Here is a 16802-nt window from a genome sequence, read left to right as displayed (position 1 = left end):
GGATGTATAACTAGCCACTCTCAAGCTCCACGGATGATACCAATAATCTTTCTACACGTAATGTTTGCATTGTTCCTTCCTCCTTAAGTTTTTTTATAGTAATGGGTATTTCCCAATGCTACCTCTATTAAAGACAAAAAAGACATACCGCATCCTATGCGATATGTCAAAAGACGACAAAAAAGCACAAGTTACTTCCTACGTAACCCGTGCTGTTCGTTAAATACTGAAAATGGGCTCATTTAAGACAAGGATATGAAAATGGTTACGTTCATATATTCAGTTGAGTGAATGTGTAAATCTCTTTCTCTCATGATCGCAACCTCCTATCCTTTCATTATTTTCCATATTTGTTACATTATCATCAATGCTCCCTAAAGTCAATTGAATTTTCTTATTATTATAGACCTTCAGTATTGCACTAAACCGTCATTGGCTTTGATTGTGGTAGGATATCTCGGCTGTACTTCGGAAGGGTAATTGCATAAAATACCCCTACTAATATCAAACATCCTCCCACGATCCAGTAAAGCATCTCCACTTTTAAAAATGTTGGAAAGCTATAGGCGATAAATCCCAAAGTAAGCGATTGAGAAAACATCATTAATGGTGAAACCCACCCTTGAACTCTCCCCATCATTTTTGGATTTACAATACTAGGCATCCAACCTCCGATTCCTATATTAATCAGTGGTAATCCTAGAGCCGAAATAAACACGAGTACAAGGAATAAAACCAGTGACGTAGTTAGGGATGACAGGATGACAAAACTCCCGGTTATTAGAAGCCCCATAATAATGAGCTGATGAAGTTTTAATTTTTGGCTAATAAACGATGCAATCACACTTCCAAGCAGAGCTCCTGTTCCAAACATTATTCCGACGATAATAGAAAATTGTTCATAGGTCTCAGGGGCAAGCTTATATTTCAAGATAAAAACTGGCATGACGCTAAAACCACCATTAACAACACCAAACACGATAAAACCAATTAACAATGTTCGCAAAAGACCATGCTGTAATATATATTTCATCGAGTCTCTGAAATCAACAATGACTGTAGAGATATTTAAATCTTTTAAACGATGTTTCCCATTTGGCATCCGCACCGTCTCATCGATCTTACAGGAACGAATAAGAAGAGCACTAAGGACAAAGGTTACTGTATCGATAAGGATGGCACCATAAATTCCTACTGTCCAATAGGCAAACACCCCTAATCCATTACCGAATAACATAAATAAACTCATTACCAATTGATTTAAACCAGCAGCAGTTGTGTAATCATCCTGTTTTAGAATTCCTTGAACCATTGAGTGTTCAGCAGGGAAAAAGAATTTTTGAACCGCACTTCTTAAAAAGAGAACACAGAAGATAAGTGGCATCCACCCTATAAATAAGGTTCCTAAAAAGAGTATGGATAGCACAGCACTTATCCAGTCACAGCTAAAAGCTATCTTTTGTCTATCCATACGATCAGCAAAAACTCCGACTAGGAAGAAAATGACTAATGTGGGGAGAGAGTACATTAATTCTGTAATTGATGCGTACAAAGGCTGATCTGAAAAATGATCCAATAAATAGAACATGAAGGCGGTAAGTCCAATGGTACTTCCCATTTGTGAGGTGAAATTGGCTAAAAAAAGCTTTGTGAAATTTTTGTTTTGAAAGACAACAATAAATTTATTCATTCGTTCTACCCCTAACTCCCTTTGATACTTAAAGTTTACTCTTAGAAAACTTTCTCCAAAACAGACCTTTGATGGGATTTTCCTCGGTCTCTAGACTGATAGGCGGAATTTTCCAATTCTTCTCCTTACAAACATGTTTCATATAGAATAATTAGGGGTAATTAGTTAGTAAATCTCTATCGATAAAGGAGTGAGGTCAATGAACGAAACATCGTCTGTAACGATTCGTTATACCCATCGATTAATGATGAAAGAGATTATGGAGCTATACACATTAACTAAGAAATTCAATGGTATGGTCACTTTTTATCATAATCAACATTCCGTTTCCGGCTTACACATAGCAAAACTAGTTACATTTTTTTTAACATTAAAAAAGGGTAGTAAGTTATTGGTAGTTGTTGATGGACAAAGAAATCATTTATTCCTAAACAAGATTAAAGCTATTTTTGAAAATGAGCATTCGTTCAACCCTGTTTCTAAATCCATTTCTTTTCAACACCCCCTCCAACTAAAGTGATGAAAAGGACAACTGCTTCATTCATACTATTTCATGAAAAAAAGCTACTAGTTTCCCTCCTGGACAACAAGTAGCTTTTTGTTCTTTAATCCTTTATTTCATTAACAAGCTCTTCAAATCGCTCTCTAGAGGCATGTTCTTCGAAACTGCTAAAAATGCGAAAGTACTCATCATCAAGAATGCGATAGTGTTGACTTAAGACATTTTGCTGTAGAATAATCCCCTTTTTTCTGTCAATCTCACGCCACCATAGCTTTCCACCCAATGTTTTTTCTTTTCGATAATCAATTCCATCTCTTGCAACAGTCTCTAGCACTTCTAGCGGGTCACTCCCGAATAAATATTGAATCGTTTCGGTTTCGCGAAATAGAGCACAAATGGTAACAACCGTTTGCCAGTTTGCATCCATCCTACCTTTTTCGATTTGTACGAGCGTCTTTTTCGAAAGACCGATGACTTCACCCATTTTATCCTGTGTGTACCCTGCTTCCGTCCGGATTAATCTCATTTTCTCCGATACCTTCGATATTATCTCGTCTCTAGTCAAATCCATTCAGTCCTTTAAAATGAATTGGTGTAATTTTACACATCCTTTATTCATTATAAATCAACAATGGAAAATATTCCAATAAAAAACTGCTATCCTATATGAATAGCAGGTTTTCACTTATTTATTATTAGTTACTTTACTAGCACATACAGCCTCACTTTGACAAGTATTCTTCACAGCACATGCTGCACATTTTCCTTGTTTCGATTTTTGTATATGCTTTATAAAAGTAAAGCTAGCATAACCAAATATAATACCACCTAAAAGAATATTTACCAACATGTTCCCACCTCATTGTTCAAGAGAATCCTAATAATTTTCCACCTTGGTAAACAAGGAAACATAATAGATAGGCTACAACAAAGGCATAGGCAACTGATATTACTGTCCACTTTCTTGAAGCAGTTTCTTTTCTAATAGTTGCAACTGTTGCCAAGCAAGGGATATACAATAAAATAAACAACATAAAACTATAGGCTGCTAATGGAGAGTAAGATGTTGCTAGTAATCCTTGTAAGCTAGATTCGTCTGGGACATAGTAAATAATATTCATTGTTGAAATAATTGCTTCTTTTGCTAAAAAACCAGTCAAAAGGGATGCTCCTGCTTGCCAAGAACCAAAGCCAATTGGAGTTAACAGGGGGGCAAATACCCCACCGATCATTGCAAGGAAGCTCTCATCCATCTTTACATCTACCCCCGATGGACCAGCGTACGATAACAGCCATATCAGAACGGAGCCTGCGAATATGAACGTACCAGCCTTACGGATAAATCCTTTGCCTTTATCCCATGTGCTTCTCCATAAAGTCTGGAATTGGGGGAGCCGATAAGGAGGAAGCTCAATTACAAATAATGAGGTCTCTCCTTTTAATATTGTTTTAGAAAATAGCTTTGCTATTATCAAGGCAACAATAATCCCGATAACATACAGAGATAGGACGACAAAAGCCTTATACTTTACAAAAAAAGCTCCTACAAATAGGGCATATACAGGAAGCCGAGCTGAACAAGACATAAGAGGAGTTAACAAGATCGTAAGTATTCTTTCCTTTGGTGTTTCTATCGTACGGGCTGCCATTACTCCTGGAACATTACATCCAAATCCAATCATCATCGGAATAAATGCCTTTCCATTTAAACCAACCAACTCCATTATTCGATCCATAACTAATGCCACTCTAGCCATATAGCCTGAATCCTCGAGTAGGGAAATGAAGAAAAACAAAATAAATATTTGTGGTACAAAGACTAGTACCCCACCCACACCTGCAACGATTCCATCAATTACAATGGCATGTATAAAATTAGAAGCACCGACTAATCTAAGGAATTCTTCAATAAGATTAGTAAGCGGACCGGTAATAAATCCATCAAGCAAATCAGATAACGGAAATCCTAGCCAATCGAAAGTAAGCATGAACATCACATACATCAGACTAAGGAAAATGGGAATTCCTAACCACTTATTAGTGACCAATGCATCCATTTTCTCTGAAAATGGTTGACGTGTCTCTTCTCTTCTTACCGTAACCTTTTTAGTTATTGAAGAAATGACTTCCCTTCGAGTTTGGTAAATATATTGATCTACCGTTTTTCCACTAGACTGAAAAATCCTCTGTTCTACCTTTCTAATCACCTGTTCTATGCTTTCTTCTCCTAAAAGTCCATACATATATTTCTTTACATACTCATTTCCCTCTAACAACTGTATGGTAAGCCAACGTGAGGATATATTTGTTTTTCCGTTAACCAATTGTGAGATTTGTAGAATCGTTTCTTCAATTTCTTTTCCATAGTAAATTAGGTTTTTATCTAAAACTCCATAGGAAGTTGCGGTAACCATTTCTGCTAGTACATCACAGCCCTTTCCACTTCGTGCTATAACAGACGTAACAGGTGTACCTAATATCTCTCCAAGCTTTTCAGTATGTACTTCAATGCCCCGATTACTAGCTACATCAACCATATTCAGCCCAACAACAACGGGCTTACCTAATTCTAATAATTGAAGAGTAAGATGTAAATTCCTCTCAATTTGAGAAGCATCTATTATATTAAGAATTTTGTCGTAGGTTTCATGAAGGACAAATTGTGTAACCACACCTTCATCCTTTGACAAAGGGTTTAGCGAATAAATTCCTGGTAAATCAATTAATCTTGCAGCTTGCTGCTTAAGGTTCCCCACCTTCTTCTCAACTGTCACTCCACTCCAATTTCCAATATACTCATACGAACCTGTTAAACTGTTGAAAAGTGATGTTTTTCCGGTATTCGGATTTCCAAATAGTGCAATCTCCATTATCCTTTTTCCACCTCTATGCTAAGGGCTTCATTTCTTCTTATTCCAACGCACTGTCCACATGATTCCAGCATGATAGGCCCACCGAATGGCATAATACATATTACACATACTGTTGAGCCCTCGGTTATTCCTAAATCTAATAATCTACGCCTGACTAATGCATTAGCACCAGATATGTCCTTAATAATCGCATGTTCCCCCGCTTTTAATTCAATCAACATATTTATCACCCATATATATGTAATATTTAAATAGCTAACAAACTCTAATTGAGAATGATTATCTTTATATATAGCATGTTAACCCATTGGTTCGCTGTGTGAAATATCACAGTAAACACACTCATTTTTGCTCCCTTATAACGTAAAACGGTATTGTTTAATTTGGAAAACACATTGGAGGAACAAAAACATGGTAGATACTGCTTTATACATTGTTAGAAGAGATTTGCGCGTCCATGATAATGCGGCATTAGCTGCCGCAAATAAACATTCGTCTATGATTGCTGTATTTATATATGAGCCCGAGAAAGGTTTCAGCGCTAGTAATTGGTGGCTCCATCATGCCCTATTAGACTTTCAACAGTCGCTACAAAAGCTACAAATCCCTTTTTTAATTAGAAAAGGTAATTATAAGGAAGAGCTTGAACGAGTGCTTTATAAAACGAAGGCTACTGCTGTCTATTGGAATCGAGTCTATGAACCAAATGTATATAATCGAGACTTAATGATAGGAAGAGAACTTCAGTCCAGAGAGATACGTGTGCAGACCTTTGAGTCAACACTCCTATTACCGCCATGGACAATAACTAAAGGCAATTCGAAAGGGTTTAAAGTATTTACACCATTTTATCGACAATTTCGAAAGCATGAAATTCCTAGGCCTATTATGAATCCGCGTATTATGAATAGAACGAATATGCGTGAACTTCCGTCCATCCCTGTTCATGCACTACAACTTCTTCCCACAATCCGTTGGGATGAGCAATTTACGATATACAAACCTACCGAGGAACATGGTCTGTCTCTGGTATTAGAATTCATCCAGACGAACCTTAAGATTTATGAACAATGTAGAGATATCCCGATTTCTAAATCCACCTCTTTTCTATCACCATATTTAGCGTTTGGACAGATTTCATCACGATACATTTGGAATAAGGTTTTAACCCAACTAGATGAAGACAACGAGGAGGTAGAGGCTTTTTTACGCCAGCTCGTATGGAGAGAATTTTCTTATCAAGTACTTATGAGTAATCCGTCTATGATTGATCAATCCGTAAATAGTAGATTCCTATCATTCCCCTGGCAGGATGACGATAAGCTATTTCACCTTTGGACTAGTGGATTAACTGGTTATCCTATCGTTGATGCTGGGATGAGACAACTTTGGCGTACAGGCTTCATGCCAAATCGAGTAAGAATGATAACTGCTTCTTTTCTTGTAAAGCATCTTCTTATTCCCTGGCAACGGGGTGCACGCTGGTTTTTAGACACATTAGTAGATGCTGATCTTGCCATTAATTCTTTTAATTGGCAATGGGTGGCCGGAACAGGTTCAGATGCTGCTCCATTTTTCCGAATATTTAACCCTATCCTTCAAGGGACCAAGTTTGACCCCGAAGGAAAGTATGTTAAAAGGTGGATACCTGAATTACGTGGAATTCCAACTAAATTTATTCATACACCATGGCTAACCCCAGATAGCATTATACAGGATGGACAACTAAAATTAGGTATTACCTATCCATATCCTGTCATTGAACATAATATTGCAAGAATACGAGCACTCGAGTCATTCAAACAACTACCTTAGTAACGGATTTTCTTTTCACATATAAGACTTACGTATCATTTCTATCTTTCTCGGTGTTCTAAAGAGGATTCCTCCTAAAATCCTCGAATATATCCTTATTAACTAATAAAGAGAGAAAGAAAATAAGGGTGAGTGACAATCCATGCTACAAGCAACCAGAGAGAAATTAATTGATTATCTCTCAAAATCAAAGAATTTATTAGTCTCTTTATGGGAAATAGAAATTCTTAAATCAACAGATGAACCTTATAAATTTGAGATCCATACGAATGATCTTTCATTATTTCAAATGCTTTTAGATGGTCTTGAAATAGATGGCTTAGACTTTGAAAAATTCATTAAAGAATTCTTGTTAAAAGTCGCAGAACAGCGAGAAAAGGATTCTATCAATATTGGGGCATTTGTTTATAATGTCAACATTGGTCGTTCGATTATCTATCATCATTTACTTGAAACTGATTTTACAAAAGAAGAAATACAGGAATCCATTAGGAGCATCGATGCCTTCTTTGATAAATTCTTGCTGCACTCCGTTTCTTATTTTACAGAGGAGAAAAACAAAATAATTGAAGAAAAGACACAATTTATTGATTCTACCCACAAGGACAGACTTACACTTCTTGGACAGATGACCTCAAGTTTCATTCATGAATTTCGAAACCCCTTGACCTCTGTTCAAGGTTTCATTCAATTATTAAAAGCGGAAGATCCATCTATAAAATACTTAGACATCATTTCAAGTGAACTAGAGCAACTAAACTTCCGTATTTCTCAATTTTTACTTCTCTCAAAGAAAGAGCTTATCGGAAAAGAAAAAAGTTCGTTTTCTTTAAATGAGCTTATTGATGAAGTACTGATTTTCTTATATCCGAGCATACTCGACTCAAAAGTAAAGGTCATTAGAGAAACGTTTGACAATGTTTATCTATTCGGATATGTGGATGAAATTAGACAGGTGTTAATTAACATTATATTTAATGCCATTGATGTGTTAACACAATACCGTGAAGACCCTATTATAGAAATCATTTGTTCCCTTTCTCACAATAATCATGTAATTATTGAAATATCTAATAACGGACCGATGATTCCATACCCGATGTTAAAATCAATTTTCGAGCCATTTGTCACAACAAAAACTCTAGGAACTGGACTTGGACTGTTTGTATGTAGAGAAATCATCGAAAAGCATAAAGGTAGCCTTATATGTGAATCCAATGCGGATAAAACCATTTTCAGAATGACCATGCCCATTCCTTCCTTGTCGGAAGCCTCTGAGTAAAGAGGCTTTTTTTCATTTTTCTAACAATTCATTAAGGAATCTTCATATAACCTTAGATTTATCATAAAATATGGATAATACCATTTTTTTTATAACCGTAACGTTTGACTGTACAGTTTTCCCTTTCGTATAATTATATTTATTTATACTGAACATTTCATAAGAAGAGGTGGTACAATGGGGCATTTTACCGTATTGGGGAGCTAGCTTCAATCGCAAAAGTTTCAAGAAGAACAATTGACTATTACACAAATTTAGGTTTATTGCATGCCGATCGCTCAAAGGGAAATTACAGAATTTATAATGATGAAGCTTTAGAGAATTTACACTTCATTGAGGAATGTAAGGAAATGCATATCCCTTTGGATGAGATTAAGAGAAAGCTAGAAATAAAAAAGCAAAAAAACGTGAAACAGGGAGAAATGGAAAAGCATATTCACTCCATCGGTCAACAAATGAAGCAGCTACAGCACGATATTTCTGTACTCATCCCATTAATTGAAAATCTAGATGGTCAGCAAACGAAAGTGCTCTCTGAAGAATTAACAATGGAGAGCGAATGGCTGATGAAGTTTTTACCCGAGTTTCATAGGTTAGTAAAATTTTCGAATTAACTGGGAGGTGACTCCTTACTCGTTTATAAAGCGAGATAAGGAAACTTATTGGACATATTAAACTTGGTTTTAATTGCCATTTTAATTGCTTTGACAGCATTTTTTGTGGTTTCAGAATATGCTATTGTAAAGGTGCGAGTCGCACGGCTTGACCAGCTCATTGAGGAAGGCAAAAAAGGTGCTAATTCTGCAAAGAGGGTAAATGCTAACTTAGACAATTACCTGTCTGCTTGTCAGCTTGGAATTACAATGACAACACTAGGTCTAGGGTGGTTAGCAATTGAACCAATTGAAATCGTATTACGTCCTATTTTCCAACAAATGAACGGGAACGAATCGCTAATTTCCTTCCTTTCTTTTGGAATAGGATTCTTGGCTATAACATTCCTACATGTATTATTTGGAAAAATAGCTCCAAAAACGATGGCCCTGCAAAATGCAGAGAAAATGACACTTTTTACTGCTCGTCCACTTATCTGGTTTTACCGACTTATGTTCCCATTCATTTTTGTACTTAATGGAACTACGAAAATATTAACAAAAATATTTGGGCTAAAACCTGCTTCCATAAATGACTTAGCACATTCTGAAGAAGAGCTACGATTAATACTTTCTGAGAGCTATAAAAGTGGTGAAATAAACCAATCAGAGTTTAAGTATGTAAATAAAATATTTGAATTCGATAACCGAATTGCCAAGGAAATTATGGTTCCTAGACGCGAAATCGTTACCTTATCAAAAGACAATACGTTAGAGGACTTTCTTCAAGTTGTAAATGAAGAAAAGTTTACCCGCTACCCTATCATCGACGGTGACAAGGACCATATTATTGGAATGGTAAATATAAAAGAAATCATGACAGAGCTAATACAAAACCGAACGCTATTAACAAAGACACTTGAGCTTTATACAAGACCAATTATCCGAGTTATAGACACGGTTCCTATCCACGATTTATTAGTCAAAATGCAAAAGGACCGGATTCATATGGCCATTCTTATGGATGAATATGGCGGGACTTCAGGTCTAGTGACAGTCGAAGACATTATTGAAGAAATTGTTGGCGAAATTCGTGACGAATTTGATATGGATGAGATTCCAATGGTGCGAAAGCTTCAGGAAGATCATTATATTATCGATGCAAAGATGCTAGTTAGCGAAGTCAATGATTTATTAGGATTAAATATTGATGATGAAGATGTAGACACAATTGGTGGTTGGATTTTAACTGAGAATTATGAGGCACGAGAAGGTGATGAAATTTCACTTAAAAACTACACCTTCAAAATTATTGAGATGGAAGAACACCATATGAAATATGTAGAGGTGTCAAAGAATTTAACAAAGCATTCTCTAATTGATACCCCACTTCCAGCTGTCCAAAACCCATCCGAAGAAATTATTTCTAAACAGTCAGTAAGTTTCTGACAGTTAGAAACCTCGATTGATACAATCAATCGAGGTTTTGTTTTTATGCTTCTAGATAATTTGTAATTTTATACTCTTCTTTAAGCTCTTCTAACCATACTGTATATTCTGTAGACATCTTATCATTCCTTAAGGTATCTTTAATCTCTTCTTTACTATCTTCGAAATTAGCTTCCTTTGCTTCCTGATGATCAACCACTTTAATGATATGGTAACCATACTCCGTTTTTACAGGAGTACTAATTTCATTCACACCGAGCGCAAATGCAGTCTCTTCAAACTCTGCGACCATATCACCACTGCTAAAATATCCTAAGTCTCCACCAGATTCCGCTGTTGTAGTATCTGTTGAATATTCCTTAGCCAATTCACTAAAGTCCCCACCCGCATCGAGTTTACTCTTGACTTCGTTTGCTGTTGCTTCATCAGCAACTAAAATATGGCTAGCTTGTACTTGCTCAGCTGTCGCATAAGTATCTTTATTTTCATCAAAATACGTTTGTAACTCTTCATCTGTAATCTCAATTCTTGGTTCAAGTAATTTCTCTGTTTTTAAATAATTGACAATGTCATCACGCACATCGTTCATGGTCATGCCACTCGCCACAACTGCCTCCTCAAGTGCAGTTTCACCACCATATGATTCTGCCAATGCAGCAAGTTCCTCTTCAATTTCTTCCTCGGTTACAGCAACCTTTTGTTTGTCCGCTTCGAGTTCGATTAATTTGTTAGTAATTAAAACATCGAGAGCATCTGCTCCATATTGGTCTAATAAACTCTGTTGCAGTTCGGCTTCGGAAATGGACGCATCTCCTACCTTTGCTACCACACTATCTTTTGTTGATAAGAGAATACCTGCTATAATAGCTAGTCCGACTAACGCTGTTACGATTGTTATAACTAATTTTTTCCTTAGTAATTTTTCTTTCATTGTCTAATTGTCCTCTCCTTTGTTTTCTCTTCCTCTATAGTAAACTGTAAATGTGACCAAACTATTAACAAGCAATGAAAGAGGTATGAAAAAAGAAAAGAGACGATTGCTCGTCCCCCTCTCCTTTGCTTATACAGTTTCTAGTCTTGAAGACTTTAGTTTCTCTAATTCCCTCTCAACATCTTCATGTGAGTATGTTCCAAGCACACTCTCAATTCTTCCCACATTCGCTTTAGTGAAATATTGATTTGCTTGTGACTTTGCTTCCAGTTTAAGTATCTCTTCCTCTACTTTTATGAATCCTTTCACTGCTCGGTCTGGATTAATAGAAGATAGAACCTGCGATATATCGTTTGTTACCTTTGCCGCTGTCATTCTAGAAACAAGCAGAAGTTTACGATCTTGTAATTCGTCGTATTTTTCTTTAAGTTTATCGAGTTCATCATACAATAAGTTTGTTTGATTTTTTATTGTGTGATACTGCCCTTCATACAATCGTAATTTTTTCTCTTGTTGAAGCTTGTCCTCTATCGCTAGTCTAGCAATCTGATCTTCTCCTCTTTCGACTGCTAACTCTGCTTGTCTTGCTCTTTTTTGGACTCTGTCAATCGTTGATTCAATAACAGCTTCAAACTTCTTTTCAATATACAGCTGCTGAGCGAGGGCCTTTTGTGCCTTGCCAATCTCTCCCTCAAGTTCTCTTAAGTATTGTTTGAGCATGCTAATTGGATCCTCTAATCGATCCAAAGCATCATTAACATCAGCTGTTGCTATATCCTTTATTCGTTTAAAAATCCCCATTTTTACTTTTCCTCCCTACGTACTTTGTTTTCCCACTCATCAAGGAAATCTCTATGTGTATAGGACGGTACAACTAAATCGTCTCCCGTCAGTAATTCTTGAACATTCGCCTCTTTCTTTACTGCACCCTTATAAAGTAAGTAACCTAATAGAATAAGAAGCGGGATAGCTAGAATAGTAGGTAATAAAGAAAGTAAACCTATTGCAAGTAGGATTCCACCAGTAAGCTTCATCCCATTGCTCTTTCCTCGAACCCATAGCATCCAACCGGCTATCACTAAGCCAGCCTTTACTAATACCCCTAGTAAGAATGGTACTAATAAGAAGGAGTGGTTGACCATCATACCTCTATCATGGAAACCGTGAATGCCTCCGCCTCTCGTTCCATGAAATCCCTGAGCTTGAACAGTCATCGTTGGTATGCTAAACACGCTAACAATAACAATCGCTAGAACGACGATTGGTGCTACGATAATCGTCCATTTTATCGCCTTGTTCAAATCAATTCACCTCCCTTCAAGAGAAACGGAATACCCTGTTGATTAACCAGCTTGTTTTTATCGTTCATTTTTAAAGCCTCCTAAGATTTATTTAACTTGTCGCTTGCTGAGCAGTTAAGGTCATCGTGACAGTTTTTTCTTGTCCTTTGCTATATACCTTTAATGTTATTTCATCGCCTACAGATAGATCATTGAACAAGTACTTTCGTAAATCATTTGAATTCGTTACCTTCACTTCATCGATACTAACAATTACATCACCAACTGCTAGACCAGCTTTTGCAGCAGCAGAGCTAGAATCAATTTGCATGATCATTGCACCTTCCGTTACTGCTTCTGGCACTTCCTGAAGATACATTTGTGGAAGCTCCTCTAAGCCAGCTAAGCTAACTCCCATATAAGGACGCGTAATTTTCCCTGATTCAATAAGTTGGTTTACGATTGGTACTACATCATTACTTGGAATCGCGAATCCTAACCCCTCAACCCCATCCTCTGAGATCTTAAGTGAATTAATTCCAATTACCTGCCCACTTGAATTGAGTAATGCTCCACCACTATTTCCAGGGTTAATAGCTGCATCCGTTTGGATTACATTCAGCTCCCATTCTCCAGCGGAAGTAGTAACAGCAATGGTCCTTTCAGTTGCACTTACAATCCCTTGAGTGACCGTACGTGAAAACTCAAGACCAAGTGGATTCCCTATGGCAAGTACCTCTTCTCCCGCGCGTAATGTGGAAGAATCTCCGAATTCAAGTGTACCTTCGACATCTGTGGAATTAATTTTTAATACCGCCAAATCTGTTAAAGCATCTGCTCCAATTAATTGTGCACTTGCTTTCTCACCGTTATAAAGTGAAACCTCAATTTCACTGGCCCCTTCGATTACATGATTGTTTGTAACAATATAAGCCTCATTTCCTGTCACTTTAAAAATGACACCTGACCCTGACCCGGCCTCAACAGCTGATGTCTCAGTAGAATAACGGCTAGTTTGCTGCTGTAAATTGACGATTCCTACAATCGCTTTTGAGGATGCTTCAACCATATCTGCAACGGCAATATCGCTAGAATTTTTTGTTGTCGTTGCGGTAGTTGTAACTACAGCAGCTGCCTCATTATTTTCGTTTGAGTTCGACAATGCGGAACTTGTGTTTTCTGTAACTCCACCTATCTTCTCAGAAAGGTTTTGAAGCGTGTCTATATTAGGAATGGCCACGATGGTAAGCATAGAGCCTACAACCCCAGCAGTCACCATTGATAGAAAGCTTTTCACCCTAGCTCCTTTCTTTTTCTTCTTAACTGGTTCTATATGGTACTCTTGTGAAGTTTCTAATTGTGGTGGGTATTGATTAAAATCACTCATCTTAAGCTCCTCCTTCATATCTTGCTTTATAGTTACATCATAGACCCCATTTATGAACAAATAATTAACAAACCTTTAATAGAGTTAGAAATAATAGGGAAAGATTATGTTAATTTAGCAAAAAAAATAAGCCGCAAATTGCGGCTTATGATTCAACTAGGATCAACGGATGGAAAACAAATTGTAAATGTCGTCCCTTTTCCTTTTTCACTAGTAACTTCTATTTTTCCATTATGAAGCTGGACAAGTTGTTTAACAATTGACAACCCTAACCCAAACTCTCCAAATGGGTTTGATGTACGCGAGATTTCGGCTTTATAAAAACGATGCCATATCTTTTCAATCTCCATTGGATCAATTCCAATTCCCGTATCTTCTATTTCAATAATGGTTTCTCTTATTCCCTTCTTCCCTCTTAAAAGGATCCTTCCGTTTGAAGTAAACTGAATGCTATTTTTGGTAATATTAATAAGAATTTGTACTAAACGGTCATAATCCGCATGAATGCATATGCCTTCCTCTACCTCTATACGGATAGAGTTTCCTTTTTCTTCAGCTTGAAGGAATAATTGCTCTTGAATGATTTCAAATATCTCACCCAATAAAATATCTTCTTTTGTAAGCTTAATTTGGTTCGAGCGAATTTTATCGTAATCCAAATTCTCGTTTACAAGGCGAATTAGACGTTTTGTTTCTTTACTTACTAGTTGAATCCCCTTCTCTTTTTCTTCTTCTGCAATCATATTATTCTTTAATCCTTCAATTACTCCACTAATCGTAGTTAGAGGTGTTCGAAGTTCATGCGATACATCTGACATAAAATTACGACGGCGATTTTCCAAACTTTCGATTTCTTCCTTCGAGGCGTTTAATCGCATAACCATCGAATTAAAATCCTCTGCAAGCTCCCCAATTTCATCAAAATTGGATGAAGGAAGCTTTACTGTATAATTTCCCGCAGCTACCGATGATGTTGCTGCTTGAATTCGTTTGATTCTATGAACATGTATTCTAGATATAATCCAACTAAGTAAAACTGCAACTACAAGAGCAATGAGAACGGTATAGAATAAATACTGGTTAATTTGACTGATCATCTCTCTCGAACCGCTTATTGGTGCAGTAAGAAAGATCCCTCCTGCTAATTGTCCACTTACAATATAAGGAATGGCAACAAGAGTAACTTCCTGATTGGAGCGTTTTGTCCGGTTTTTAACAACAAGTGTCTCTCCACTCGAAATTTTTTCAAGTACTTCATCCACTAACCTAATATCTGCCCCATGTTTATCAGCAGGAAATATGACTGTTCCTTTCTCATCAAAAATAGAAAAGCTAATATTTCGCCCGCCTAATACGGTTAAATACTCATTTACGATTCGATCGGAGGGAAGATTGCCCTCTGTTATATCACGTAAAATATTCTCTCCATATGCTTCAAGTTCATCAACTTTATTTTGATATACCAGACGTTCTACGTAGTGGGCAAATACTAAGCTTAATATTAAAAAAGCAACCACTAACACACTTATATGACTAATAAGCTGCTGGTACAAATATTTAATTTTCATTTCCTTGCACCAGTTCATCAAACTTGTAGCCTACACCCCACACTGTATGAAAAAATGGCTGTGAGTCGGTTCCAATCTTTTTCCTTAATCTTTTTATATGAACATCTACCGTTCGCTCATCGCCATAGAATTGATACCCCCACACTCGTTCAAGCAACTGTTCTCTTGTAAACACTTGCTTCGGATGCTGGGCGAAGTAGTAAAGAAGTTCAAACTCCTTTGGTGTTAAATTTAATACTGGCTGATCATCTAAAAAGACTTCTCTTGTATCCTTACTGATTTTAAAATGTTTTGTTTGCAGCATTCCTTTATCGACTTTTACTAAGTCATTGCTTTGAATGCGGCGACTAATTGCCTTTATCCTTGCCATTAAGGCAAGTGGACTAAACGGTTTAGTTACATAGTCATCAGCACCCATTTCCAATCCAAGCACTTGGTCAGACTCTGTGTCCTTTGCTGTTAACATAATAATAGGAACAGAAAAGCCTTCTTCGCGAATTTTCCGGCAAATCATCACACCATCCAAACTAGGAAGCATCCAATCAATTATGACTAGATCCCACTCCCCTGATTTAAACGTGTTCAAGCCTTCTAGTCCATCATGAATATACGTCCCATTTATTCCCTCTTTAGAAAAAAACATATCAATCATTGAGCATACACTCTCATTATCTTCTATCACTAATACATTCATTTATCTCATCTCCCCATACTGCTCTCGACCTAAATTTAAAGGTATTTACAACTTTTTTCAACTGAAATTGAGATTCTTCCCACTTTATTAATAGCTAAGTAATAGTTTGGTCATATTTTATTCATAACATGATAAGAAAAAAGAAAGAAATAAATCTATATGTTTTTAATACTTCTTACCCCCATAAAAAAGATTGTCCCATCGAAAAGTTTAGTAGACCGGGAAAAAGGGAATGGTTAATAACGTACATAAAACGAGAGGAGTTAATAACTATGCGATTAATTAAAGCTGATATCGATGAATTGTTAGAATCCACTCGCGACCTTACAGAAGATGAGGGTTATTCATTCATTACAACAATTGAAATCGATCATTTACTTGAAAATACACAAGATTGGTAAAAGGCTAGGTGCAATGCACCTAGCCCCTTTTTATGCAACATTCTCTTGCATATTCTTCTTTTTGCATTTTTCCCCCAACAACCCCAAGGTATATTTTCCACTAAGACTTAAGACCGAGAGAAACACCGGAAACTAATAAAAAACACTAGGACTGCTTCATTTAATGAAACAACTCTAGTGTTGGAAACAAGATTATATGTATAATGGAGCGGGTGATGAGAATCGAACTCACGACATCAGCTTGGAAGGCTGAGGTTTTACCATTAAACTACACCCGCAAATATTTGGTAACTTATCTAGTGCCTGTCGGACCTAATCAGTCAGCCTCTATTTTATT

17 protein-coding genes and 1 tRNA gene are annotated in these 16802 nt (G+C 36.8%); 6 read left to right on the top strand and 12 right to left on the bottom strand.

Translation table 11 applies throughout. The annotated features are described in order from the left end of the window. Positions 1–421: 421 nt before the first annotated feature. Positions 422–1690, bottom strand: coding sequence for an MFS transporter (locus BKO01S_RS20500; RefSeq protein ID WP_066058888.1), 1269 nt, complete (start codon positions 1688–1690; stop codon positions 422–424). A 199-nt stretch (positions 1691–1889) separates the two neighbouring features. On the opposite strand from BKO01S_RS20500, the gene BKO01S_RS20495 reads away from it, so the two are divergent. Then, positions 1890–2210: a hypothetical protein gene (locus BKO01S_RS20495; protein WP_066058885.1), complete on the top strand. Its 321-nt coding sequence runs from the start codon at positions 1890–1892 to the stop codon at positions 2208–2210. 85 nt (positions 2211–2295) lie between these two features. Here the strand turns inward: BKO01S_RS20495 and BKO01S_RS20490 are convergent, their stop codons facing one another. The 4 genes from BKO01S_RS20490 to BKO01S_RS20475 all read right to left on the bottom strand — a co-directional run bounded on the left by BKO01S_RS20490 (position 2296) and on the right by BKO01S_RS20475 (position 5286). Next, positions 2296–2757 carry a helix-turn-helix transcriptional regulator gene (locus tag BKO01S_RS20490; protein ID WP_066059020.1) on the bottom strand — a complete coding sequence of 154 codons (462 nt, stop codon included), beginning with the start codon at positions 2755–2757 and terminating at the stop codon, positions 2296–2298. A 120-nt stretch (positions 2758–2877) separates the two neighbouring features. Next, positions 2878–3042 carry a FeoB-associated Cys-rich membrane protein gene (locus BKO01S_RS20485; RefSeq protein ID WP_066058883.1) on the bottom strand — a complete coding sequence of 55 codons (165 nt, stop codon included), beginning with the start codon at positions 3040–3042 and terminating at the stop codon, positions 2878–2880. A gap of 16 nt (positions 3043–3058) precedes the next feature. Continuing rightward, positions 3059–5062: a ferrous iron transport protein B gene (feoB, locus tag BKO01S_RS20480; RefSeq protein ID WP_066058880.1), complete on the bottom strand. Its 2004-nt coding sequence runs from the start codon at positions 5060–5062 to the stop codon at positions 3059–3061. Then, positions 5062–5286 carry a FeoA family protein gene (locus BKO01S_RS20475; protein ID WP_066058877.1) on the bottom strand — a complete coding sequence of 75 codons (225 nt, stop codon included), beginning with the start codon at positions 5284–5286 and terminating at the stop codon, positions 5062–5064. Before BKO01S_RS20475 ends, feoB begins: the two co-directional genes overlap by 1 nt. Before the next feature lie 190 nt (positions 5287–5476). On the opposite strand from BKO01S_RS20475, the gene BKO01S_RS20470 reads away from it, so the two are divergent. The 4 genes from BKO01S_RS20470 to BKO01S_RS20455 all read left to right on the top strand — a co-directional run bounded on the left by BKO01S_RS20470 (position 5477) and on the right by BKO01S_RS20455 (position 10204). Then, positions 5477–6880 (top strand): cryptochrome/photolyase family protein, encoded by a 1404-nt coding sequence (locus BKO01S_RS20470; RefSeq protein ID WP_066058875.1) that lies wholly within the window; start codon positions 5477–5479, stop codon positions 6878–6880. A gap of 142 nt (positions 6881–7022) precedes the next feature. After that, the gene (locus tag BKO01S_RS20465; RefSeq protein WP_066058874.1) at positions 7023–8162 is read left to right on the top strand and encodes a histidine kinase N-terminal domain-containing protein; all 1140 of its coding nucleotides are present in this window, start codon (positions 7023–7025) and stop codon (positions 8160–8162) included. Between the two features lie 194 nt (positions 8163–8356). Further along, a complete protein-coding gene (locus BKO01S_RS25090) occupies positions 8357–8776 on the top strand; it encodes a MerR family transcriptional regulator (protein WP_084362160.1) in 420 nt (139 codons plus the stop codon). Between the two features lie 48 nt (positions 8777–8824). After that, entirely contained in the window at positions 8825–10204 is a 1380-nt protein-coding gene (locus BKO01S_RS20455; RefSeq protein WP_066058866.1) for a hemolysin family protein, read from the top strand. A 43-nt stretch (positions 10205–10247) separates the two neighbouring features. On the opposite strand, the gene BKO01S_RS20450 is transcribed toward BKO01S_RS20455, so the two are convergent. The 6 genes from BKO01S_RS20450 to BKO01S_RS20425 all read right to left on the bottom strand — a co-directional run bounded on the left by BKO01S_RS20450 (position 10248) and on the right by BKO01S_RS20425 (position 16064). Continuing rightward, positions 10248–11135: a peptidylprolyl isomerase gene (locus BKO01S_RS20450; protein WP_066058864.1), complete on the bottom strand. Its 888-nt coding sequence runs from the start codon at positions 11133–11135 to the stop codon at positions 10248–10250. A 129-nt stretch (positions 11136–11264) separates the two neighbouring features. Continuing rightward, the gene (locus BKO01S_RS20445; protein ID WP_066058862.1) at positions 11265–11936 is read right to left on the bottom strand and encodes a PspA/IM30 family protein; all 672 of its coding nucleotides are present in this window, start codon (positions 11934–11936) and stop codon (positions 11265–11267) included. Between the two features lie 2 nt (positions 11937–11938). Further along, complete coding sequence (locus BKO01S_RS20440; RefSeq protein WP_066058858.1) at positions 11939–12436, bottom strand: hypothetical protein; 498 nt, start codon at positions 12434–12436, stop codon at positions 11939–11941. Between the two features lie 91 nt (positions 12437–12527). After that, a complete protein-coding gene (locus tag BKO01S_RS20435; RefSeq protein WP_084362159.1) occupies positions 12528–13802 on the bottom strand; it encodes a S1C family serine protease in 1275 nt (424 codons plus the stop codon). Positions 13803–13954: 152 nt separating this feature from the next. After that, positions 13955–15370 carry a sensor histidine kinase gene (locus BKO01S_RS20430; RefSeq protein WP_066058854.1) on the bottom strand — a complete coding sequence of 472 codons (1416 nt, stop codon included), beginning with the start codon at positions 15368–15370 and terminating at the stop codon, positions 13955–13957. After that, positions 15360–16064, bottom strand: coding sequence for a response regulator transcription factor (locus BKO01S_RS20425; RefSeq protein WP_066058851.1), 705 nt, complete (start codon positions 16062–16064; stop codon positions 15360–15362). The genes BKO01S_RS20430 and BKO01S_RS20425 overlap by 11 nt, the downstream gene beginning before the upstream one ends. 272 nt (positions 16065–16336) lie before the next feature. Between BKO01S_RS20425 and BKO01S_RS25085 the strand changes: the two genes are divergently transcribed. Continuing rightward, entirely contained in the window at positions 16337–16465 is a 129-nt protein-coding gene (locus BKO01S_RS25085; RefSeq protein ID WP_269748561.1) for a hypothetical protein, read from the top strand. 204 nt (positions 16466–16669) lie between these two features. On the opposite strand, the gene BKO01S_RS20420 is transcribed toward BKO01S_RS25085, so the two are convergent. Beyond that, a tRNA-Gly gene (locus tag BKO01S_RS20420) sits at positions 16670–16743 on the bottom strand. Between the last annotated feature and the right edge of the window lie 59 nt (positions 16744–16802).

This window comes from Robertmurraya korlensis NBRC 107688, assembly GCF_001591645.1.
Classification (GTDB): domain Bacteria; phylum Bacillota; class Bacilli; order Bacillales; family Cytobacillaceae; genus Robertmurraya_A.
Note: the sequence above shows the minus strand (reverse complement) of the source record. Positions and strands in the feature narration are given on the sequence as shown.